Annotated in this window: 16 protein-coding genes; 10 read left to right on the forward strand and 6 right to left on the reverse strand. The window is 42.2% G+C overall.

The features are described 5' to 3' along the window. Positions 1 to 3: 3 nt before the first annotated feature. The 3 genes from H5181_RS17105 (at position 4) to rraB (ending at position 2,183) form a co-directional block, all read left to right on the forward strand. Positions 4 to 789, forward strand: a complete 786-nt coding sequence (locus H5181_RS17105) for a metal ABC transporter permease (RefSeq protein WP_102035805.1) — start codon at positions 4 to 6, stop codon at positions 787 to 789. A gap of 147 nt (positions 790 to 936) precedes the next feature. After that, complete coding sequence (locus H5181_RS17110) at positions 937 to 1,671, forward strand: 1-acylglycerol-3-phosphate O-acyltransferase (RefSeq protein WP_182751595.1); 735 nt, start codon at positions 937 to 939, stop codon at positions 1,669 to 1,671. 95 nt (positions 1,672 to 1,766) lie between these two features. After that, positions 1,767 to 2,183 carry a ribonuclease E inhibitor RraB gene (gene rraB, locus H5181_RS17115; RefSeq protein ID WP_182751596.1) on the forward strand — a complete coding sequence of 139 codons (417 nt, stop codon included), beginning with the start codon at positions 1,767 to 1,769 and terminating at the stop codon, positions 2,181 to 2,183. 82 nt (positions 2,184 to 2,265) lie between these two features. On the opposite strand, the gene H5181_RS17120 is transcribed toward rraB, so the two are convergent. Together H5181_RS17120 and H5181_RS17125 are read right to left on the reverse strand one after the other, a co-directional pair. Continuing rightward, entirely contained in the window at positions 2,266 to 3,222 is a 957-nt protein-coding gene (locus H5181_RS17120) for a sensor domain-containing diguanylate cyclase (protein WP_102035802.1), read from the reverse strand. 15 nt (positions 3,223 to 3,237) lie between these two features. After that, a complete protein-coding gene (locus tag H5181_RS17125) occupies positions 3,238 to 4,233 on the reverse strand; it encodes a response regulator (protein WP_123776624.1) in 996 nt (331 codons plus the stop codon). A 442-nt stretch (positions 4,234 to 4,675) separates the two neighbouring features. On the opposite strand from H5181_RS17125, the gene H5181_RS17130 reads away from it, so the two are divergent. Further along, positions 4,676 to 5,482, forward strand: coding sequence for a crotonase/enoyl-CoA hydratase family protein (locus tag H5181_RS17130; protein ID WP_182751597.1), 807 nt, complete (start codon positions 4,676 to 4,678; stop codon positions 5,480 to 5,482). Positions 5,483 to 5,533: 51 nt separating this feature from the next. On the opposite strand, the gene H5181_RS17135 is transcribed toward H5181_RS17130, so the two are convergent. Next, positions 5,534 to 6,409 (reverse strand): alpha/beta hydrolase family protein, encoded by an 876-nt coding sequence (locus H5181_RS17135; protein ID WP_259397075.1) that lies wholly within the window; start codon positions 6,407 to 6,409, stop codon positions 5,534 to 5,536. 129 nt (positions 6,410 to 6,538) lie between these two features. After that, positions 6,539 to 9,445 (reverse strand): RNA polymerase-associated protein RapA, encoded by a 2,907-nt coding sequence (gene rapA / locus H5181_RS17140; RefSeq protein WP_182751599.1) that lies wholly within the window; start codon positions 9,443 to 9,445, stop codon positions 6,539 to 6,541. A gap of 326 nt (positions 9,446 to 9,771) precedes the next feature. Between rapA and H5181_RS17145 the strand changes: the two genes are divergently transcribed. The 3 genes from H5181_RS17145 to H5181_RS17155 all read left to right on the forward strand — a co-directional run bounded on the left by H5181_RS17145 (position 9,772) and on the right by H5181_RS17155 (position 17,595). After that, entirely contained in the window at positions 9,772 to 11,166 is a 1,395-nt protein-coding gene (locus tag H5181_RS17145; RefSeq protein WP_182751600.1) for a PhoH family protein, read from the forward strand. A gap of 282 nt (positions 11,167 to 11,448) precedes the next feature. Next, positions 11,449 to 15,159 (forward strand): response regulator, encoded by a 3,711-nt coding sequence (locus H5181_RS17150; RefSeq protein WP_011638921.1) that lies wholly within the window; start codon positions 11,449 to 11,451, stop codon positions 15,157 to 15,159. A gap of 39 nt (positions 15,160 to 15,198) precedes the next feature. Beyond that, positions 15,199 to 17,595: a zinc-dependent metalloprotease gene (locus H5181_RS17155; protein WP_182751601.1), complete on the forward strand. Its 2,397-nt coding sequence runs from the start codon at positions 15,199 to 15,201 to the stop codon at positions 17,593 to 17,595. A gap of 124 nt (positions 17,596 to 17,719) precedes the next feature. Here H5181_RS17155 and H5181_RS17160 read toward each other — a convergent pair whose 3' ends face one another. Continuing rightward, entirely contained in the window at positions 17,720 to 19,552 is a 1,833-nt protein-coding gene (locus tag H5181_RS17160; protein ID WP_059745681.1) for a protein kinase domain-containing protein, read from the reverse strand. Between the two features lie 292 nt (positions 19,553 to 19,844). On the opposite strand from H5181_RS17160, the gene H5181_RS17165 reads away from it, so the two are divergent. Both H5181_RS17165 and H5181_RS17170 read left to right on the forward strand, forming a co-directional pair. Continuing rightward, on the forward strand, positions 19,845 to 20,192 hold the full coding sequence (locus H5181_RS17165; RefSeq protein WP_041413224.1) for a hypothetical protein: 348 nt from the start codon (positions 19,845 to 19,847) through the stop codon (positions 20,190 to 20,192). Positions 20,193 to 20,290: 98 nt separating this feature from the next. Further along, positions 20,291 to 20,950 (forward strand): thiopurine S-methyltransferase, encoded by a 660-nt coding sequence (locus tag H5181_RS17170; RefSeq protein WP_182751602.1) that lies wholly within the window; start codon positions 20,291 to 20,293, stop codon positions 20,948 to 20,950. Between the two features lie 66 nt (positions 20,951 to 21,016). Here the strand turns inward: H5181_RS17170 and H5181_RS17175 are convergent, their stop codons facing one another. After that, positions 21,017 to 21,274 (reverse strand): hypothetical protein, encoded by a 258-nt coding sequence (locus H5181_RS17175; protein WP_011638916.1) that lies wholly within the window; start codon positions 21,272 to 21,274, stop codon positions 21,017 to 21,019. A 152-nt stretch (positions 21,275 to 21,426) separates the two neighbouring features. Between H5181_RS17175 and H5181_RS17180 the strand changes: the two genes are divergently transcribed. Continuing rightward, on the forward strand, positions 21,427 to 22,308 hold the full coding sequence (locus tag H5181_RS17180; RefSeq protein ID WP_102036111.1) for a radical SAM protein: 882 nt from the start codon (positions 21,427 to 21,429) through the stop codon (positions 22,306 to 22,308). Positions 22,309 to 22,352: the final 44 nt, after the last annotated feature.

The raw sequence follows: 22,352 nt of genomic DNA on the forward strand, positions 1-22,352 counted from the left end.
ACTATGTTTGATGTCGAGCTGCTGTCTATCTTGTTGCCTGCGTTAGTGGCAGGACTATTAGTGTTATCAACTCATGTGTTGTTAGGTCAACAAGTGCTAAAGCGTGGCATTATCTTCATTGATTTGGCTATCGCTCAGGTCGCTGCATTGGGGGCAATCGTATCGCACATAGATCATCGAGTAGAAGAGTTACCGTTTGCTCATGTATGGATGCCTGCGTTATTTGCATTAGCTGGTGCGGGTGTGATCGCTTGGATGGCAAAACGGTTAGTCGGTGAACTCGAGGCATTTATTGGTTGTTTTTATGTGCTCAGTGCGGTGGCGGCAATGTTATTGTTAGCCAATGATCCTCATGGCGCTGAATTATTAAAGCAGTTAATGTCTGGTCAAATATTGTGGGTGAGTTGGTCTCAATTAGCATTACCTGCAGTGGTCTCTGCAGGTATTCTTGGGGTGATCATCGCTAAACCACGGATATTAGATGGTGCAGGTTTTTACTTTTTATTTGCATTAGTGATTACTTTGTCGGTGGAGTTAGTAGGCGTGTACTTAGTGTTTAGCACGCTTATTTTACCGGCATTGGCATTAAATAAGTATCAAGGTAAAACCAAGTTAGTGTGGGCTTATTGTGTCGGCATAGTGGGCTATATTGCTGGGCTACTGTTGTCTGCTAGCTACGACTTGCCCAGTGGTGCCGCTATTGTTGCAACGTTAGCATTAAGTGCATTGTTATTTAGAATGCTACTTAAGCTACGTTCACCAACATCAGCACATCAACCTGCTAAATAATTATCTGCCATCTAGCTGTCATATAAGCTAAGTTATTCTGCCCCAGATCACAGGGGCAGAGTATTTCAGCGTACATATGTAAACAAAACGTTGAGTCCCTAGACTAGCATCGTTATACTGACGCCAATTTTATTGCAGGAGTATGCTGTGCTGCTTATCGCTCGTTCAATCATTCTCGCCGTACTTTTATTTTTACTCTTTGTATTTTCGATTGTTTTTTGCCTTGTGCGGCCAATGCATCGTAATAATGTACATGTAATTGCCAGTATCTTTGGTTCTGTTGCACCAATATTAGGCATTAAGGTCATTAAACGTGTTCATCCTGTAAGTGCTACATCGGAACCTTGCATTTATCTTGCGAATCATCAAAATAATTTTGATTTGTTTACTCACACGTCAGTGGTACCAAAAGCGACGGTTAGCTTAGGTAAAAAGAGCCTGGCGTGGATGCCGCTATTTGGTCAAATTTATTGGTTATCGGGCAATATTCTTATTGATCGTAAAAATCGTCACAGTGCTTTTGATACTATGGCTAAAACCGTAGAAAGAATGAAAAATAAAGGACTGTCGGTATGGATATTTCCTGAAGGAACTCGTTCTCGCGGTCGCGGATTGTTACCGTTTAAAGTGGGAGCATTTCATACAGCAATAGCCGCTCAAGCGCCGATAGTACCAGTATTAGCTTCGTGTCAGAGCCACATTAACCTTAATCGTTGGAACAACGGTGTGGTGATTGTGGAGATGATGGAACCTATCCCAACGGCTGGCTTAGATAAAAATGAGGTTAAAGCCTTAAATACTAAGGTGCATCAATTGATGTCAGCACGTTTGGTTGAGTTAAATAAAGAAGCTGAAGTGTTAACCTTAAAAGCTCGAACATAACCACTGATCACCAAACATCTCTAGCAAGCTCGCAACTTGTGTTAGTTTGGGTATAATTGATTAAATTTTTACGAGTCCTATTTACGGAGTAATCCATGTCTGTTGAGCGTCAGTTAAAAGAGCAATTTGCTGAGAATCTTGAAATTGTTGATGCCTTACTTGCTGATGGTTCAGAGCCTGATGCGGAATATACGATTGAACATCATTTTTCGGCGACTAATTTTGATCGTTTAGAAAAAGCCGCTGTTGATGCATTTAAGCTTGGTTTTGAAGTGAATGATGCAGAAGAAATGGAACTTGAAGATGGCTCGATTATTTTCTGTTTTGACGCCATTGCTAAGCATAAGCTAGAAGTGCCTTTACTGGATAAAGCATGTGAACAGTTGATTCTCGTGGCAGGCAAGCAAAAAGTAGACTATGACGGTTGGGGTACTTTTTTTGTCGGTGATGAAGTTGAAGGCGATGAAGAAGACGAAGACTATGAAGATGAGTCTGATGGTGCATTCCACTAATCAGTCGGCAATCTAATTCCATAAAAAACGCTCATCGATGATGGGCGTTTTTTTATGGATAACAAAAAGATTTTATAGGCGCTTATTTATGGATAACGCTTTTGTTACGGCCTTCTTGCTTAGCGACATATAGGGCTTTATCTGCACCCGATAACCAGGTTGAGCTATTATCTATTTCGGAATCTAAATCGTTAATACCCAAGCTTACGGTGACTCTTATAAGGCGGTTTTCGAATGCGACTTCCGATGCTTCAATGCGTTTTCTTAACCGTTCGGTAAAGTTGAGAGCTTCTTCTGCAGAGGTTTTAGATAACACCACCCCAAATTCTTCTCCGCCATAACGGCCAGCACAGTCAGTGTCACGCAACGCTTGCTTTAACAAATAGGCAATATGTTGGATCACTTTATCACCGGCAGGGTGACCATATTCATCGTTAATACGCTTGAAATTATCAATATCAATCATCACCAATGATGCAGCATCGCCATAGCGAGAATAACGATCGAACTCTTTTTCCATGCAATTTTGCCAATGACGACGGTTATGCAAAAGGGTTAAACCATCGGTTTGACTAAGTTGTTCAAGTTGCTCATTAGCGGCTTTAAGTTGCAGTTTATTAACCGCAATATCAGTCACATCATAGACAATAATGCTGATGTGAGTTATTTGCCCGGTTAATGACGCTAATGGCAGTAAGGTAATGTTTTGATACATAAAATCGGCTCGGCCAGTCACCGGGCGATAGTTTTTAAACTGGAATACGTATGGGCGCTGTTCCCAACTAATAAAGGTGCGGTTTTTAAGTAAAAAAACCGACTCCATTTTATGTTTTAACCACGTGGCTGGTAAGTCGGGAAACTTTTCAAATAGATTACTACCTTTAATGGAATTGGGTGAGACACCACTGTGGTTTTCCATAAAACCGTTCCAAAGTTGGATATTATAGTCGCGATCGAGCACTACTAAACCAACCTCAATGGTTTGTACCATATCGATTAGCCAGTGGAGTTCGTTCATCGCACTTTGATCATTTGACATAAAAAGTATCCAACATTAGTCGAGTAAATAGCCAAGTTTGTAGTTCAGCGTAGGAATTGAGTCTTCAGTAAATAGCAGCAGAAGATCACATTCAATATTGTAATCTTCTATCCGATAGTTAATTTCCATCGCGAGAGTGCGCTGCCATTTGTCAGAGTTGTCGTGAATGAGTTCGTTGACACTGCAGTGCCTGCCAAGTACTACTGGATGGGTCTGACTGAATTTCATGTCAAGTTGTTCAGAAATACCATTTAAAAATGCTCCAATGAGCACATTACCTGTGTCCATCATCACTTCTATTTCAGTACTAACGTCATTTGGGTTTTCTAATCCCATCAACTTCGCCATATCTTCAAAGCTAGAATCATGGAACAGTAATAATGCCTCACCCGCGATACCTGCACCAATAAATCCTTGGCAAAGCCCTGAGACTGTTGAATTTCGTTCGGTTGCTTTTAAGGCCATCGTTAATTCGCTGACTTCAAGCACATTAACGTTAGGGATAGGCAATAGTACAAATACATCCAGAAGCTTAGCGAGTAAGTCTGCGGCTCTACCCATCGCGACGTTGGCTATTTCTTGACATGCATCACGCATATCAACTTTCATCATTGGTGTTTCTTCAGCTTTATTACCCTGAGTAAGGGTCAAAATACCGTACTCTTGCAAAATATGGCTGATAGCCTCTGCACTAACGGGTTTTTGAATAAAGTCGAGGGCGCCTAATGCTTTGACTCGTTCATGAGCCTTAATTTGAATATCACCAGACACCACAATAATCAATGCGGGCAAATCTTGTTGTTGTACTGCTTGGAGTACTTCGTAACCATCCATGACAGGCATATTGAGATCGAGAAACACAATCTCACCTTTACCCGCGCGAATGACATCAAGGCCTTCAGCGCCATTGGTGGCGTAACTAATTTCAACGTCCCAATCTTTGGGGAGAGTTCTTGCCATTTGCTTTCTGGCGAGTGCAGAATCGTCGCATATTAATATTGGAATGGTCATTGTTGCTGGTCTTCCTTATTTCGCCTTTAGGAAAAAAACACTCATTAATGCAACCGCGAGTGGAGCGAGGCGGATAGTTATTATTATAAGACTATTTACAGCGATTTTTTGTTCGTTAGCGCATTATACTTATTTGCTTACAATATTGATAACTTAGTTTTAACATTTCATTAAGTTGGTAACATTTGTCTAGCTGTTATCATATTGTCATCAATGTCATATCGATCTGGCATTACATTTAACACACAAGCATGAAGATTGGATGGTTATGCCTATATCGATAATATATTAGGCTAACACTCAATGAATTTTGTTCAAAATAAAATGTGGCAATATTTTGACCAACGCCGATTATTTGTCATGTTATTACTATTCGCCAGATAGTCCAGATAGTCCAGATATGTTAGCCTGTAAACTGGACTGACCAGCAGTAGGGTGTTTCATGGAAAGAGAGTTAATTAAGTTAACAGTAGATAATGGCATTGCCCATGTTTGCTTAAATAGACCCAGTAAAATTAATGCACTTAATGTTGAAATGTTTACTGCGATTGATAAGGTGATTAAACAACTCCGTGGTGATAAACGAATTAATGCGGTTATTTTATCTGGCGCAGAAGGTAACTTTTGTTCTGGCTTAGATGTGAAGAGTGTCGCGAGTTCACCCACAAGTGCATTAAAGCTTTTATTCAAGTGGTTGCCTGGCAATGCAAATTTAGCCCAACGTGTGTCTTTGGGATGGCAGCGTTTGCCTGTTCCTGTCATTGCGGTTTTAGAAGGTTGTTGCTATGGCGGTGGGACTCAAATTGCATTGGGTGCTGACATTCGTATTGCTACGCCAAGCTGTAAGCTGTCGATCATGGAAGCAAAGTGGGGGCTTGTGCCAGATATGGGTGGTTTGGTGGCATTAAGACAAATTATGCCGAAAGACAAAGCGTTGATGTTGACCTATACCGCGGATATTTTAACTGCCGAGCAAGCGCTTGAGCTAGGTTTGGTAACTCAAATAAGTGATAACGCTTATGAGTGCGCCACGACACTAGCCCAAAAAATAATCCGCACTTCCCCGGATGCTAATGCAGCCATTAAACGCAGCATCAATCAAAGTTGGACCGCCTCAGTGCGCAGCCTATTAGCCCGAGAATCACTAAGCCAAATAAGATTGTTATTGGGTAAAAACCGCGTGATTGCAGCAATTAGACAAACTAAAAATCCTGATAAAGCCTATCGTTCTCGTCAATCTTGGTGGTAATGATCTGTTTTCGCTAATGCTCTATTTTTAGTCATGGCTACGCTGAATATACTATCTTCCGATAACGGTTCTGGAAAAGCCTTCTATTTGATCGAGGGCTTCTTCCCAGCCACTAGGGCTGCTTAAGTCCAAGCTCATTTGGTATTGGCGATAATACTTAGCAGGTTTCACTTGATTGTAGTTGAGGCGGGTAGGTGCTTGTTCAATTGAATTCGGGTGTGCGTCAGCGGATTGAATATCTAGGATCGGGATCGACATGGTGACTAATTGCTCGGCGATCGATTTACGCTGACTTTGCGGATCAATTAAGTACTCAAACTCGCGATAAGCATTGACGATAACTAGCACATCAGGGGTAGGGATTTTTTTGTCATAAAGCAGATTTGTGACCATGCCGGCTGTGTCATCAATAACAATTAGAATCTTGCCCCCAGGAAATAAACTGGTGGTTGAGGTTAATTGGTTTAGGGCTTCATTGAGATTACTTTGTTGAAAGTTGCGCAGCTCAAGCAACTGAGATGACTCATACTTTGGAATGCTTTTATTGCTGGTTAATTGCAGTTGTTCGATGCCTGCTTTGGTGACTTCTTCAGGTTTTGTTGCATAGTTAGGCCGATATAGCCCTTTTGCTGGCGTTAAGCTAATACTTGCCCAACCACGAGCATTAATATTGGTTCGTAAGTAGCTGGCTAAGCCGGCAGCATCAGCATCGGTGTCAGAGGCTGCAATAATCATCGCCGAACCAAAGTGTTTTTTACTCTGCCAAGACCTTACAAGCACTTCAGTTTGTTTACCGTCAATAGTGATAAATTTGATTTCATCGGCAGGTAAGTGACCGTAGGGTTGCTGTGCCTTTGCGCTAGGCGCTGCCAGCAATATGCTTATCGTTACGATTAATAACTGACTAAATTGTCCTAGTTGCACCATAACCTCGAGCGAATGAAACCATAATGCGGTTAGCTTAATGTATAACCGCGAATAAAAACAATGCCCTGATATACAGGGCATTGGTTACACGACATGATTACTACAATATTGTTTAATGCTTGTTAGCCGTTATACGTGGCTGACAAGTACCATACGTATTGCATCAAGCTGTAATTGACTGTTATCCATGTAGCCAGTTATCTCGGTCATTTGATTACGAATATATTCTAGCTCGTCTTCACGAATGTTCGGATTTACTGCTTTTAAGGCTTCAAGTCGTTCCAGTTCGCCTGTAAGTTGCTGAGTCATTTTAGCGCGGGCTTCCACGACTAGCTGCGTAAGCGACTCTTTTGCATACTCTTCACCTTTGGCCAATAGCGGATGCAAAATAGGCTGTGAGGCATTGACGAGCTTGCTAGCGATGTGACGATTTACCGCACTTAGCTGTTTATCAAAACTGGCGTAGTCCACTTTATCTGCCATGTTAAGACCATTTTTATCCAGTAACACACGGATAGGTGTCGGTGGTAAATAACGGTATAACTGAGTCGATTTTGGTGCAGATGCATCGGCCATGTAAATCAATTCTAAAAACAGAGTGCCCGCTGGAAGCGCTTTATTCTTTAGAATTGCCACACTGGTGGTGCCCGTTTCTGAGCCAGTGATTAAATCTAAACCGGTTTGTACCAAAGGATGTTCTTGGGTGATAAATGCAATGTCATCACGAGACAAAGCGGTTTCACGATCAAACGTCACAGTAATACCGTCTTCATTTAACCCAGGATAAGTAGGGAACATCATGTGTTCACTCGGGCGTAAGATGATTGAGTTTTCACCGCGATCTTCTTGATCGACACCAATAATATCCCACAAGCGAATCACCGAACCGATGAGATGAGTATCGTTATCGCTGTCTGATAAGCGCTTAATTAATGCATTAGCACGCTCGCCGCCATGAGAGTTGATCTCAAGTAGTTTATCGCGACCTTGCTCCATTGCCTGTTTAAGTTCTTTATAACGATGCTGGGTGTGATTCAGCAATTGAGTCATCAGATCTTCATCTTCGTTGCAAAGTACGTTAATCAGTTCATCGGCAAATTCGTTAAACAACACATGACCGCTCGGGCAGGTGAGTTCGAATGCATTGAGCCCTTGATGATACCAACGCATCAATCTTTCTTGAGCGGTATCGCGCAAGTAAGGCAAATGAATTTGGATATCGTTTTGTTGTCCAATACGATCTAAGCGGCCAATACGCTGCTCTAATAAATCAGGGTTGAGCGGTAAATCGAACAAAATTAAATGGCTAGCAAACTGGAAGTTACGTCCTTCAGAACCAATTTCAGAACAAATTAATGCTTGAGCGCCACCTTCTTCTTGAGCAAAGTAAGCGCCGGCTTTATCGCGTTCGATAATCGACATATCTTCATGGAATACCGTAGCTTGAATACCTTCGCGGGTTCGCAGGGCTTCTTCAAGGCTTAATGCTGTTTCTGCTTGGCTAGCAATAATCAGTACTTTTTTACTGCGATGCGATTTTAGAAACTCAATTAACCAGTCTACCCGTGGATCAAACTTCCACCAGCTGGCACTGTCGTTTTCAAATGCCTGGTAAAGCTTCTCAGGGCTTAATGCTTGTGCTGCTTTGGCCTGTGGTTGCTTGGCACTGCCCATCATGGCGTTAACGCGTTCAGCGGTAACGTACTGCGCAGGCATGTCATGTGGGTAAGCATTAAATAAACGCTTCGGAAAGCCTTTAACTGATGCGCGGCTGTTACGATACAGTACGCGGCCAGTGCCATGGCGGTCGAGTAATTCTTGGAGCAATTCTTGACGTGCCGCTTGCTGTGATTCTGCATCAACATCTTTTGACTGGATCAAACGAATGCTTGGCTCGATGTCTTTCTCGCTAAGCAACTCAGTTAAGCTATTAATTGCGCTGTCGGGTAATTTTTTATCCTGACTTAATGCTTCAGCCGCTTCTGCCACATCTTTGTAGCTTGCTTCTTCAGCTAAAAAAGCATCGTAATCATAAAAACGATCAGGATCGAGCAAACGTAAACGAGCAAAGTGGCTTTGATGACCGAGTTGATCAGGGGTCGCGGTAAGGAGCAATACGCCTGGGACCACTTCACTTAACGCTTCGACGATTTTATAGGCGCGACTTGGTGCGTCTTCTGACCATTCTAAATGGTGAGCTTCATCGACAACCATTAAGTCCCAATCAGCATCTACAGCTTGTTCAAGACGTTTTTTCTTACGCAGTAAATCAAGTGAGCAAATGATCAATTGTTCGGTGTAAAACGGGTTGTCATTGTCGGCATACGCTTCTACACAACGATCTTCATCAAACACGGAGAAACGCAGGTTAAAGCGGCGCAACATTTCAACTAACCACTGGTGGCGTAGGGTATCAGGCACGATCACTAAAATCCGTTCTGCACGACCAGTCAGTAACTGTTGATGAATAATTAAGCCTGCTTCAATGGTTTTACCTAGACCAACTTCATCAGCAAGTAATACTCGTGGCGCATAACGACGACCAACTTCGTGAGCAATCCATTGTTGATGGGCAATCAAACCGACGCGCGGGCCTTGCTGGCCGAGTAAATCTGAGGTGGCTAATTTGTGGCGCAATAACTGACATTGATAACGCACCCCAAAACGTTCGAGGCGGTCAATTTGTCCGGCGAATAAACGATCTTGTGGTTTATTAAAGCGAATATTGTGGCTTAGCATGGTCTCACGAAGACTGACTTTTTCTTGAGTCTCGCTATGAATACCATGATAAATCACCAATTGGTTTTTTTCTTCAAGCTCTTCAATGGTGATACTCCAACCTTCACCGCTTTCGACAGTGTCACCTGGGTTAAAAATAACTCGGGTTAAGGGAGCTTCACTGCGAGAAAACATCCGGTTTTCTCCAGTGGCAGGGAATAGCAGCGTAACCATGCGGCCTTCAACTTGAACGACTGTTCCTAATCCGAGTTCTGACTCGGTATCACTTATCCAGCGTTGACCTAAGGCAAACGGCATCTTTTACTCTCATTTATTGCGTGAAACAAAAAAGGGGGCGTATGTTAAACCAAACCCATCCAGATTGAAATTCTAGCATTGATTTATCGTTTAGATGTTCATTTTTACATCATCTTGACATGTTAGCGTCACATTGACGTCATAGTGTGAAACAAAGGCGATGATGATGACATTGAGTTCTAACCCGACAAATGGCATATTTTATTAAGGCAGCATTGCTCATGGCAATGGCCTGTTTTCAATAGAGACTTTAATTATCCCTTTAATGTTATACGTTTAGTTAAGTGATACTGATATCTATTCATTGAGAGCACTCTGGAGGCACCATGCAACAAAACGACAAAAAGTTGTTTGTACTGGATACCAACGTGTTACTACATGAGCCTTTAGCGATATATTCGTTTAAAGAACATGATGTAATTATTCCCATGACAGTGTTAGAAGAGCTCGACAGTATTAAGGATCGCAAGCGAGATGTGAGTCGTGATGCACGAGTTGCCATACGTGCATTAGAAGATATTCTTGGTGGTCCCACAACCCCGGAGCAAATTTTAAAAGGCGTAGCATTGCCTACTCGCGAAGAACATTCTCAGGTTTCTGGGCATTTATCGATTTTCCCAGATCATCAAGTAGAGTTTATCATCGGCTCGCTGCCTGGAGACAATAACGATAACCGCATTATCAACACCGCCCTGCATTTACAAAAAATCCATTTTCCTCGCACCGTCGTGTTAGTCACCAAAGACATTAACATGCGCTTAAAAGCCAAAGGTGCAGGTATTGAGCGTGTAGAAGATTACCGCAGCGATCAGTTAATTGATGATGTGCGCTTTCTCGCGAAAGGCTTTTATCAATTTTCTGGGGATTTTTGGCAAAATGTCGATAAAGTCTCCACTGAACGTAGAGGGTTACATACGGTTCACCAAGTGCCATTGGAACATCTTGGTAGTGAAAACTTTTATCTTAACCAGTATTTAATCGATGACAGTTCAGATTTTTGTGGTCGAGTGGTCAGTAAAACCGATAAACATTTAGAGATGATCGATCGCGGCCGAGATCGCTTATTACATCATGAAGCGTGGGGCATTAACCCAAAGAATATTTACCAAGGTATGGCACTTGATGCCTTGTTAGATCCTGATATTGAACTGATTATTTTGACGGGGCCAGCAGGTTGCGGCAAGACGCTATTGGCGATGGCCGCGGCATTAGAGTTGGTCGTTGAACGTAAGTTATATGACAAAATTATCGTCACCCGTAATACCCCCGAAATTGCTGAATCAATAGGTTTTTTACCCGGCAGCGAAGAAGAGAAAATGACCCCTTGGCTTGCCGCAATTACCGATACGCTTGAAGTGCTCCATAAAAATGATGTAAACCCAGCAGGTAGCGTTAATTACATAATGGAAAAAGCCAACATTCAGTTTAAATCGATTAACTTTATGCGCGGCCGCTCTATTCAAAATTCGGTGGTTATTTTAGATGAATGTCAAAACCTAACAGCGTCACAAATTAAAACCATGATCACTCGTATGGGTGAGGGGACTAAGCTGATTTGTAGTGGTAATTTAGCCCAAATAGACTCAACGTATTTAACTGCGGTTACATCAGGGTTAACTTATATGGTTGAACGTTTTAAAGACTTTGAAGGCAGCGCCAATATTTATCTTAATGGCGTCGTACGGTCCCGTTTAGCGGAGTTTGCTGAAGAACATTTGTAACGGCTTAACTTAATAAGAATTTTACGTTAGTCATCATAAAAATATTCTCTCTATATACATAAGGTTACACAAGATAACCTTATGTATTTTCAATCGCCGACAATATGCCTTAATATTTGCAGTCTGCATTACTCGCAGGTTGGACAAGTACCTCACAGGCCATTAATACATGTGCTTGAGCTTATCTTCCTGATATCATAATCATTACTGTTATAACTGCCGTTTTTTGGTGTTATTCGTTCGACAGCGGGTCTTTTTTTTACGCTGTATCAAGGGTGGTTAATGAAACCGACTGAGCCAGATTTACAACTAAAATCTCCTATTCAACGTAATTATAACCGAGCGGTGTTCTACACCTATATCGGGGTAATTGTGATGGCTTTGCTGACCGCTGGCATTATGTTTGAACGTCAAAAAGAGCAGCAAATTCAACAACGAGAAGAACAAGTAGCTCGTCATGTTATGCAAATCGACTTATTGCTTGAGTCGAGCATTCGTGCGGTGAAAAGCTTGCGTGATGTAGCGGTGGATCATTTACGTTTGGGCGAGTTTGTGCGTAAAGAGCGCTTACCAGAGTATGAAAAATTTAACGAAGATGGCCAGTATTTCACTTTAGAACCCAATTATGCCAACAGTGGTGTGCCGTTTACCAATATGGGACGCATTACTGGTGCGGGTTCATTAGATGACCGTAGCGAGAGCTTTTATCAAGAGCTTGAAATGCTGTTTGAGCTATCATTATCCTTTCCTGTCGCGAAAGAAGCTGCCCCTAAAGCTTCGTCGATCTATTATATTTCTAACCGTCGGATGATGTCATTTTATCCATGGGAAAATAATGATTTACGCTTTAGAGATGAGCTGCTCAATAAGAAACAATTTCAATTATCAACGCCTTCAATGAATCCACAACGTAGTGTTTTTTGGAGTGAGGCGTACATCGATTCGGCGCATCAAGGCCTTATTACTACGCTTGGTTTACCGGTATATCTAGAAGATGAGTTTATCGGTTCGATTAACCTCGACATGACGTTATCATCGCTGGATAAACAAATTCGTACCTATTTTAAAATGCCCGGTACGGTGATCTTGCTTGACCAGCAAAATAATATTTTATCTCACAGTGATTTTGACTCCAGTGAAATGAATAAGGTTTACCACATTAGCCAGCGAATTCCGGCAGAGTTACATTCGTTATCGGAGTCTGAGCTATTTGACGCCCATGAAGGCATTTTGCGAAATGGATATTACATTCATAGTGTGGCATTGCATAACGCGCCTTGGCGGTTACTGTATTTACAAGATGAAGATGATTTATTCAAAGATTCGTGGGACAAGCTACAACTGAGTTTTCTATTAGTGGTATTGGCCTTGTCACTGCTGGTTACCATTGTGCATTGGCAAACTCGCCGAGCATTCGTTAGCCCAGCTTCACGCTTATTAACCCATCTAGAAGCGTGTTCACAAACGCCTATCCGTCCGCCAGAGAAAATTACCCGTGGTTGGGAACCGTGGTTTGCGCTAGTGAGTCGTATTTTTGAAGAAAACCGCCAGTATACTCATCATCTCGCCGAACAAAATAAACGTCTTGATAACTTAGTTGCTAGGCGTACTCAGCGTTTACGTGAAACAACTGAGCGCCGTGAGCGCGAGTTTGCATTGCTACGATCATTGATCGATTCGATCCCTGAAGCGATCGTGTTTAAAGACAAAGAAGGCAAATACTTAGGCTGTAATAAGTCAGCTGAAAGAATGCTGGGCTATACCGAAAATGAAATTATTGGTTTAACGTCATCAGAAGTGGTGAGCCCAGAGCAAGGCTTGCGCATTGGGGAAGAAGACAACAAAGTTCTGACCCAGCAGCATTCATTACGTTACCAAGAACGAGTCAATATTGAAGGTAAACCGGTATTGCTCGATACCTTTAAATTGCCGTTTTACAATCGCCGTGGCGATCTATTAGGTTTGATTTCTGTTTGGCGTGATATTACCCGTGAATACGAAGCCGCTGAGCAATTACGCATGTCTGAGCAACGTTACCATCTTGCTATGGATGCGGTAGAAGATGGTTTGTGGGATTGGTACATTGATTCTGAACAGATTATTTGTAATCCGGCTTTCTATTCAATGTTGGGTTATCAAGCTAATGAGTTTCCACCGTTACTCGAATCAATAGATGAGTTATATCATCCTGACGATCGTGAACGAGTACAAGAGTACCGCGCTCAATATGTGCGCGATCCGGTTGGCACTTATGAAATCGAATTTAGAATGCGCGGTAAAAATGGCCTGTATTTCTGGGTGTTATCTCGTGGGCGAGCGGTTGAGTTTTCTGAGGATGGTTGTAGTAAGCGAATGCTCGGTACACATAAAGACATTACCCGCCAGAAGAGTAACGAAGTCGCCTTGCTTGAAGCAAAACAAGACGCCGAGTTAGCCAACATGTACAAAAGTGAATTTTTGGCCAACATGAGTCATGAAATTCGGACACCCATGAATGCGATTATTGGGATGTTGCAGTTAGCACAACGCACTAGCTTGACTGTGCAACAGCAAGATTATCTTAATAAAGCCGGTTTTTCTGCCCAATCGTTACTGCGAATTATTAATGACATTCTAGATTTTTCTAAAATTGAAGCAGGCAAATTAGAGTTAGAAAGAGTCGCGTTCCCGCTGGATAAAGTACTTGATCATGTTATTGATATTAATGCCATTAAAGCGCAAGAAAAAGGCGTCGAATTACTGCTGTATGCGCCAGTCACCGCAGGGCTTATTTTGTATGGCGATCCACTGCGTTTAGGCCAAGTCATCGTTAATTTATTGTCTAATGCGGTCAAATTTACCCAAACTGGTGAAGTTGAGCTGGGTTGCGAAGATGTGGGTGAGCGTGACGACCGTATCACCATGAAATTCTGGGTACGCGATACCGGTATCGGGATCAGTAAAGACCAACAAGCAATGCTGTTTGATGCATTTTCACAAGCTGATGGTTCAACTACACGTAAATATGGCGGCACGGGTTTAGGTTTATCTATCAGTAAACATTTAGTGTCGATGATGGGTGGAACCATGCAAGTTGAGTCCGAACTGGGCTCCGGCAGCATTTTCAGTTTTACCATTAGCTTTGAAATTGCCGAAGAACAAGTGATCGCGCCGCTGGTGGTGCCAGAACAATTAAATAACCTAACAACGCTGGTGGTTGACGACAACCCAAGTGCATTACAAATTTATTCGACATTGATGACCGATTTTAGCTTTGGTGTGAACACGGCAGACAGTGGTCAAAAAGCACTGGATATATTGCGTAAAAAGCCAGTCGACTTATTGTTGTTAGATTGGATGATGCCAGAAATGAACGGCTGTGATGTTATTAAGGCGATAGATGAAATGGTCGCTGATGGTAGCATAGCAAAGCGTCCTATTATTATCTTAATGACCGCTTATGCTGCTGAGCCGTTAGACCATGAGCTGCAAAAAAATTCTGTTTATGCGGTATTACAAAAGCCGTTTAAGGCCTCGGCGTTATTTGATGAAATTATTAATGCCTTTGCCAAAGAACCTAAGCTGAATGCAATGCCGGTTATTATTGAAGCCGAACCCGCCAAAGCATCTGGTTTAGTATTGTTGGTTGAAGATAACTTTATTAACCAACAAGTGGCGTCTGAATTACTGAAAAGTGCCGGTTATGAAGTAGTGATAGCCGACAACGGTCAAGTTGCATTAGATGTGATTGATTCTAAACCATTTGATGCAGTGTTAATGGACATTCAAATGCCGGTAATGGATGGATTAACTGCTACCGCCGAATTACGCAAACGTTATAGCAAACAACAAATGCCTATTATCGCCATGACTGCGCACGCAATGTCGGGTGATAAAGAAAAAAGTTTAGCTGCAGGCATGAATGCACATATCACTAAGCCAATTGTGCTTACTGAATTATTTGAAACCTTATCTCATTGGATTGCATATAAACATAATCATAAAGACGATTAGTTTTTTGAAGATAGGATATTAACGACAGGGAGATTATTTATGATCCGCCGTAGTATTTCATTGGCATTGTTGCTGGCCGTCACACCAGCAACATTACTTTCTAACGCTGCAATAGCTGCCAGCGACTCAGCCCAAAAAATAATCAAAAATGCTGAAGCGGCAAAAGGCTTTATTAATCTATTTTACGATGCCAAATCTGCCCAGCTTTATTTGCAAGCGGATAAGCTCAATCAACCCTTTCTATTGCTGACCAGTTTACCTCATGGCGTTGGTTCGAATGATATCGGTTTAGACCGTGGCCAGTTAGGTCAAACTCGAATGGTACAATTTGAACAGCATGGTCCTTATGTTGTGCTCAAGCAGCTTAATACCTATTTTCGAGCCTCCAGTGATAATGTCGCCGAACGTCAAGCGGTAACGCAAGCTTTTGCTGAGTCGATTTTATGGCGCGGTAAATTAGTCGAGGGCAAAACGGCTCTAGTTGCGATTAATGACTTAGTGATTAATGATTTGCATGGTGTGTCTGATGTATTAACGGCAACTAAGCAAGGTCTGTATAGCTTAGACAGTAGCCGCTCAATGATATTGCCGCAAAAGATTAAATCGTTCGAACGTAATGCTGATATTGATGTGAATTTAACCTTTAAAGCCAGCAAAGCGGGCAAGCAAGTTGAGCAAGTTACTCCAGACGGTAAATTGTTGTCTGTTCGCGTGCGATACTCATTTATACAACTCCCAGATGTGGGTTATCAACCTCGTCGTTATCATCCTATGAGCGGTTATTTATCGGATGAATATGCCGATTATTCTACCGCAGTTGATCAACCGCTGACTCAACGCCATTTGCTGCGCCACAGATTAGAAAAAGTCACTCCTGGTGACGCTCCAAGTAAAGTGGTTAAGCCTATTGTGTATTATCTTGATCCTGGTGCACCGGAGCCTATTAGAAGTGCTTTACTGGAAGGTGCACGTTGGTGGGAGAGCGCATTTACTGATGCAGGTTTTATTGACGGCTTTAAAGTTGAATTGTTGCCAGAAGGTGCAGACCCTCAAGACGTGCGCTATAACATGATCCAATGGGTGCATCGCGCCACAAGAGGTTGGTCATATGGCGCAGCAGTAACCGACCCTCGTACCGGTGAAATCATTAAAGGTAATGTCACGCTTGGCAGCCTAAGAGTACGCCAAGACCATCTCATTGCTCGAGGGCTCACTGCTGGTTGGCCCGATCGTAAAGCCGCTGCTGATGCCGCCATGGAATTGTCGCTTGCCCGTATTCGCCAGTTAGCTGCCCATGAAGTGGGCCATACGCTAGGGCTTGACCATAACTTTGCTGCATCAACAAACGATAATGCTTCGGTAATGGATTACCCACATCCGTACGTGAGTATTGAAGGTGATAAAATTGATATTGCCACGCCTTACACCGAAGGAATGGGTGAGTGGGACAAATACACCATAGCCTATGGTTATGGAGGCCTTACGCAGACCGAGTCTTTGTTAACGTCGACCTTAACTAAAGGTTTTCGTTATATTGGGGAAGCAGACTCTCGTAGTGCCAGTGCCAGTAATGCGTATGCCAGTTTATGGGACCGTGGTAACGATGCAGTAGCGGAATTAGTGCGTTTAGAAACAGTGCGCCGTAAAGCGATTGAGGACTTTAATTCAGATGCTTTATTGGCCGATGAACCTCATGGCGAATTAGCCGATGTGTTTGTGCCCATATATTTGCTCACGCGTTACCAAATAGAAGCCGCAGCAAAGTGGATTGGCGGGACTGATTACAGTTATCAACAAGTAGGTTCAGGCGTACGTTGGAATTATATTCGTCCTAAAATGCAACTTGCTGCACTCGATGCATTATTGGCGAGTTTGCAAACCGAGAGCTTATTAGTACCAAGTCATGTGTTACAAGCATTAGTGCCCAAAGCCGGCAATTATCGAAAAACTCGTGAAAGCTTTGGGTCAAACTTAGGCGTGATAACCGATCCAGTGGCGATGGCTGAAGTGTTGAGCCGTCATATAGTGACGCAGTTATTAACCCCTGAACGTTTAAACCGTGTCAGTCAGGCTTATATGGAAGACAGTCAGCAACTGTCGGTGATTCAATTAATCGATAAGCTTGCGGGTGCCAGTTTGTATCAAGATTTACCGAGTGGTCAGGGTCTAGCGATGCAAATGCGAGTCAATACTGTGGTGATTGATAGTCTATTAGCAACGTACCATAGCCCTAAAACAGCACCTGAAGTTAAAGCGCAGTTAGCCGCAAGAGTTGACTATATTATTAAGCAGCTTAAGCGCCGCAGTAACCGTGGCAGCGATTATCAATCGGCGCATTACGATTGGCTGTTTCAAGGTGTAACGAAAGGCATGACCGATCCTACTTATCGATTAATCACCAAGCCGATGGACTTGCCTCCTGGCTCGCCAATTTAAGTGTTGGCTGATAGTGTTTGGTGATAGTGTTGAGTGATGTATAGCTGATAATACGCGACCTCTATTGGGGTCGCGTATTGCTTTGTATCAGTGCAATAACCTGATGATAGCGTTTAAAATATGACTATTTTGTTTGCGGTAAAGTGGGTTCTGCAACGATGACTTTAGGGTTTCTAGGATAGAAATCATCTGCTTTACGATCGATATGGCTAAATTGACGGGTGTTTTTATAGGGCAGTTTCATAAAACCTGAAATACCATGACCTTGAATTTTATTTGCGTGAGTCATAATTCTATCCAAACAGGCTCGAAATGCTGCTTGTTTTCGTGGATTTAATAAACGTAAATAACTGTGGATTTTTAAATGGTTTGGTAACGCTTCAAAGATAATACAGCCAGTATGATGGATTTGATTTAACCACCCAAGTTCAGTCATGATTTCTGCTGGCAGTTCCAAGTTTTCTTCCGGATCTTTACCGTCTTCAAAGTATGAGTGCAGCCGAGATTTATCTTCCAAGGTGGGCACATCACCGACTTCAAACGGCATTTGCAGTTCACCGGTTATTTTATATTGGTGCTCGGTACTTTTTCGCTCAAGGTGTAAGGTGTCTTTGGCATTAAAAAAGCAAGCTTTGAACACCCCAATCCGCTTAATTCCTCGCGCCATGGTGACCATATTATTTACCGCTAACACGAGCGGCGCTTTACTGTCTGGATCGTAGATGGCTAAATTGGAGTCGATAAACACGCCAGACTCTTGCCAATGGATCACCAAACCGCCGACGATAGGATACTGTGCTAAACGGCCTACTGCGGCAATAAAGCCTTTTTCGGTATCGGCCATACCCACCATAAAATTGCGATAATATTTCTCTAATTGCACATCATCCATTTTGGCAATGGGATCTTGAGTATTGTGCTCTTTCAAAAACGATTTACGCGAGCTGTAACTCACCGTTTCGACGGCTTTCGAACGCGGTTGAGCCCATACCGGAATGTCGGGGGCGAGGGGGGGGGTGGATAGTATCGGCAAATGCATTCGATGACTGTGGCGTAGACTTTTGAGAAAGTAATCACCCGCAAGATTGCGCCGTTCAACATCATCACTGAGCATTGCATCAAGTATTTTTGCCAGTTCGATAGGTAACCCTATGCTGGTTGCAGGAATGATTTTTGTGCCGAAACGACTAATTTGTCCTGACGCGAGTGCATATAAGGTTGCAGCAGCGCCTTGTTCGTCAAATCGAGGCGTAGATAACGCACCGCTCAATTGTTCGTCACCAATAAAATACACATCGCCCATACGCGCGTTAGTGTGCTGTTGGTCGCTTGATAGTAAGGACATGACATTGTCATCAACCGCGCGGCCGTGTTCATCTCGCTGAGCAAATACCGCAGAGCCCCAATCAATTAACGACAACTTGTCGGTTTCAATATCATAAACCAAGTTAGATGGCTTAATATCGCCATGCACTAAAGGCTTACCTTTACGAAGATAATATAAAATATTGGCTAATTGTCTTGCGATACTGACGACCATTACTGGTGGCAAAGCGCCTAATCGTTGGCAAATTTTGTCGAGGTCTTCGCCTTGAGCCCGCTCCATTACTAAAATGCCTTGCTTACCAACCCGTTCAAATTTTATCGCCCCTGGTATGTTTGGGTGTTTTACTTGGCTAAGCATATAGGCTTCTTCTTCAAGCCTATCTTGGACGCTTTGAGGTAAATTTACCCTTGAGAATTTAAAAACATGTGATTGGCTAAATTCATTGATACCCGCAAACACAAAGCCATAGGCTCCCTTACCAATAAATTCAATTTGCTGATATCCCAATTTACTCAGCTGTTGCTTACACAGGCGAATCCAAGCCTTATGTTTGCGTGCATCATTGGCGCTGAGCAGGTAGATGGACTGCTCTTCATTGATATAAAAGTGTTGCAGTTGCGGTGTTTGCAAAGGTAAGCCTCCTTTTTAAGCCCATTAAACCTTGATTAACCTTACTGCGGCAAGTGCTTCTTATATAAAACAACAGATTCCATCCACACATCAGCACAGTCTATTTAAACATGGCTGTTCTTTTACTAAAAACCGCCCAGTATTGTTTTGTGAGTAAGCTTTTTGATTTGTAAATGGTCGCTTCCTATCTAAAAAATTACGATAAGTAAACCTTGACCTATATCAAATCAAAATCAATCAACACTAGGTACTATGGCTGTAATAGTTAATTAACGATTTTATGAGAGGTTATATGCATAATATAAATAAAACTGATTTAATTCAGTTGTTTAATTTTCCTCGGCAGCGAATTTTACAATCAATGGAAGTTACCCATTGTCCCCATGCAGTGTTTTTTAATCAAAGTGATGAGCAATGCATAACCTGTCATCAGGGAGAGGAGTGTTTGTGGATTAATCATAACGATGAAATGGTTGCGCTTGAAATGAAGTCGGTTGACCAATTAAAGCAACAATTATTAATCGCGGTCGATTACATTGACTCAAATTTAAGCCCGCATCATATGTCGCGTAGAAAGTGCCAATGTGAAAACTGTCGTTGGTTAAGGCAAGTACAAATGACTCTAGACGGTAAAGCCTAGTAAGTTGAATGCCAAATCATCAAGGGAGGTTGCATCCATTTTTTTTAGTCTTTAAAGTAGCCAGCATCTCATTAGCAACTTGACTGAAGAATAGCATCATGGAACCCAGCTTTTGGCATGAAAAATGGCAGTTACAACAAATTGGTTTTCACCAAAACCAAGTGAACCCTTTTTTAGTAAAATATTGGTCGCATATTGGTTTGAATGAAAACACTGAGGTATTCGTTCCTCTATGTGGTAAATCGTTGGATATGTTTTATTTGGCCGAGCAGCGTCATTCTGTGCTGGGATGTGAACTCAATACCCTCGCGGTTGAACAATTTTTTACCGACAATGGCCTGACTTATCAAGTCAATCATACCGACGAACATGTGGTCTTTTCTACCGTTCAAGTGACCTTATATCAAGGTGATATTTTTACTCTCCCTAAAAGTGCAACAGCGTCGATTAGTGGTTTTTACGATCGTGCTGCCCTGATTGCTTGGCCAGAAGAAATGCGCCAACAATATGTTAAAGCACTCGCTGCGCTTATACCGGCGAATGTAAGTGGCTTATTAATCACCCTAGATTACTTACAAGAGACTCTAAAAGGGCCACCATTTGCAGTCAGTCCACGTTGGGTTGAAAGCTATTTAACGCCATATTTTGATGTTGAATTGTTGGAGTGTGTTGATGTACTGGCTGACAATCCGAGGTTTATGAATAAACACGTGCCTTGGCTTAATGAAGCCGTTTATAAGTTAACTCGAAAATCATAAAGAGACGCTAAAACCTACCATAACATCGGTAGGTTTTTTTATAACGCGAAATCATTTTTAAAGGCGTTAGTGAGATTCTCTAAGGGTAATTAAGGGCCTTAAATCGACTTCACCGTCGGCGTAAATGGCTGCGATATCATCTTGCTGACTAATGACAGCCACTGGCCCTTTAAGCATATGACGAACGAACAATAATCGATAACCATAACGATGTAAGTCATACAGTGCGAGTTTTTGGTCTGCTGTGGTTAAATTCCAATGCTCATCGTGATGAATTACATCCTTGTCACGTCGATCATTTATTTGGTATGCAACTTGAGTCATAATCCTTTCACCTAAGTCTTTTGAATTGTTTATTTATTATTTACAACATTACTATAACAATAATACTTTTGAATGATAGTTTTTTGAACGCATTTTGTATGAAAAATCCCAAATTTCATTAGCTAACTCACATTTTCATCAATTTGGACACTCTGATGCTTAATTACATTGAACCAGTATTTCGTCCTCCTTCAGAGGGAAAGTCATTAATTTTACAGGTTTCCAATGGTTGTAGCTGGAATCAGTGCAGTTTTTGCGACATGTATACCCAGCCACAAAAACAGTTTAGAGCACAGAAACTCGATAAAATTGAAGATGATATTATTACTGCTGCCGCATCTGGTTATCCATTTAACCGTGTTTTTTTAGCCGATGGTGATGCGATGACGTTACCGTTTAATCGTTTAAAAGCGATTTGTGAATTGATTAATACTCATCTGCCTCATGTCACTCGGATTAGCAGTTATTGTCTCCCGCGTAACCTAAGCAATAAAACGGTTGAGCAATTAGCACAATTACGACAAATGGGTTTATCTATTTTGTATATTGGCTGTGAAAGCGGTGATGATGAAGTGCTTGGACGCATTAAAAAAGGCGAAACGTTTGCCTCATCTTTAGCTGCGTTACAGAAGATTAGCCAAGCAGGCATAAAATCATCAGTGATGATTCTCATGGGATTAGGTGGTGTGCAGTTATCTCGTCAACATGCGATAGCCTCTGCTGAATTAATGAATGCGGCTCAGCCCGATTATTTATCCACACTGGTGGTAACATTACCGCTGGGAACTGAGCGCATGGATAATGTTTTTGATGGTAAGTTTGTATTGCCAGATCAAAGCGGTTTATTGACAGAAATGCACACGCTATTGAGCCATCTGAAGTTGGATAAAACCATTTTTCGTTCAGATCATGCTTCGAACTATTTAGTGCTTAAAGGTATTTTAGGCAAAGATAAGTCTGCATTAATCACTCAAATTGAGCAGGCATTACACGGAATGATCCCGTTGCGACAAGAATGGCAACGGGGTTTGTAGCGGCATTTACAATGATACTAACCAGTTTATTGAATGGGTTAATT

The organism is Shewanella sp. SG44-2 (assembly GCF_014164215.1).
Classification (GTDB): Bacteria; Pseudomonadota; Gammaproteobacteria; order Enterobacterales; family Shewanellaceae; genus Shewanella; species Shewanella frigidimarina.

What these genes read in the sequence shown, in the direction of transcription:
- H5181_RS17105 (WP_102035805.1), top strand. Translation starts at nt 4, where the DNA reads ATGTTTGATGTCGAGCTGCTGTCTATCTTGTTGCCTGCGTTAGTGGCA.
- rraB (WP_182751596.1), top strand. Translation starts at nt 1,767, where the DNA reads ATGTCTGTTGAGCGTCAGTTAAAAGAGCAATTTGCTGAGAATCTTGAA.
- H5181_RS17120 (WP_102035802.1), bottom strand. Translation starts at nt 3,222, where the DNA reads ATGTCAAATGATCAAAGTGCGATGAACGAACTCCACTGGCTAATCGAT.
- H5181_RS17125 (WP_123776624.1), bottom strand. Translation starts at nt 4,233, where the DNA reads ATGACCATTCCAATATTAATATGCGACGATTCTGCACTCGCCAGAAAG.
- H5181_RS17130 (WP_182751597.1), top strand. Translation starts at nt 4,676, where the DNA reads ATGGAAAGAGAGTTAATTAAGTTAACAGTAGATAATGGCATTGCCCAT.
- H5181_RS17135 (WP_259397075.1), bottom strand. Translation starts at nt 6,409, where the DNA reads ATGGTGCAACTAGGACAATTTAGTCAGTTATTAATCGTAACGATAAGC.
- rapA (WP_182751599.1), bottom strand. Translation starts at nt 9,445, where the DNA reads ATGCCGTTTGCCTTAGGTCAACGCTGGATAAGTGATACCGAGTCAGAA.
- H5181_RS17145 (WP_182751600.1), top strand. Translation starts at nt 9,772, where the DNA reads ATGCAACAAAACGACAAAAAGTTGTTTGTACTGGATACCAACGTGTTA.
- H5181_RS17150 (WP_011638921.1), top strand. Translation starts at nt 11,449, where the DNA reads ATGAAACCGACTGAGCCAGATTTACAACTAAAATCTCCTATTCAACGT.
- H5181_RS17155 (WP_182751601.1), top strand. Translation starts at nt 15,199, where the DNA reads ATGATCCGCCGTAGTATTTCATTGGCATTGTTGCTGGCCGTCACACCA.
- H5181_RS17165 (WP_041413224.1), top strand. Translation starts at nt 19,845, where the DNA reads ATGCATAATATAAATAAAACTGATTTAATTCAGTTGTTTAATTTTCCT.
- H5181_RS17170 (WP_182751602.1), top strand. Translation starts at nt 20,291, where the DNA reads ATGGAACCCAGCTTTTGGCATGAAAAATGGCAGTTACAACAAATTGGT.
- H5181_RS17175 (WP_011638916.1), bottom strand. Translation starts at nt 21,274, where the DNA reads ATGACTCAAGTTGCATACCAAATAAATGATCGACGTGACAAGGATGTA.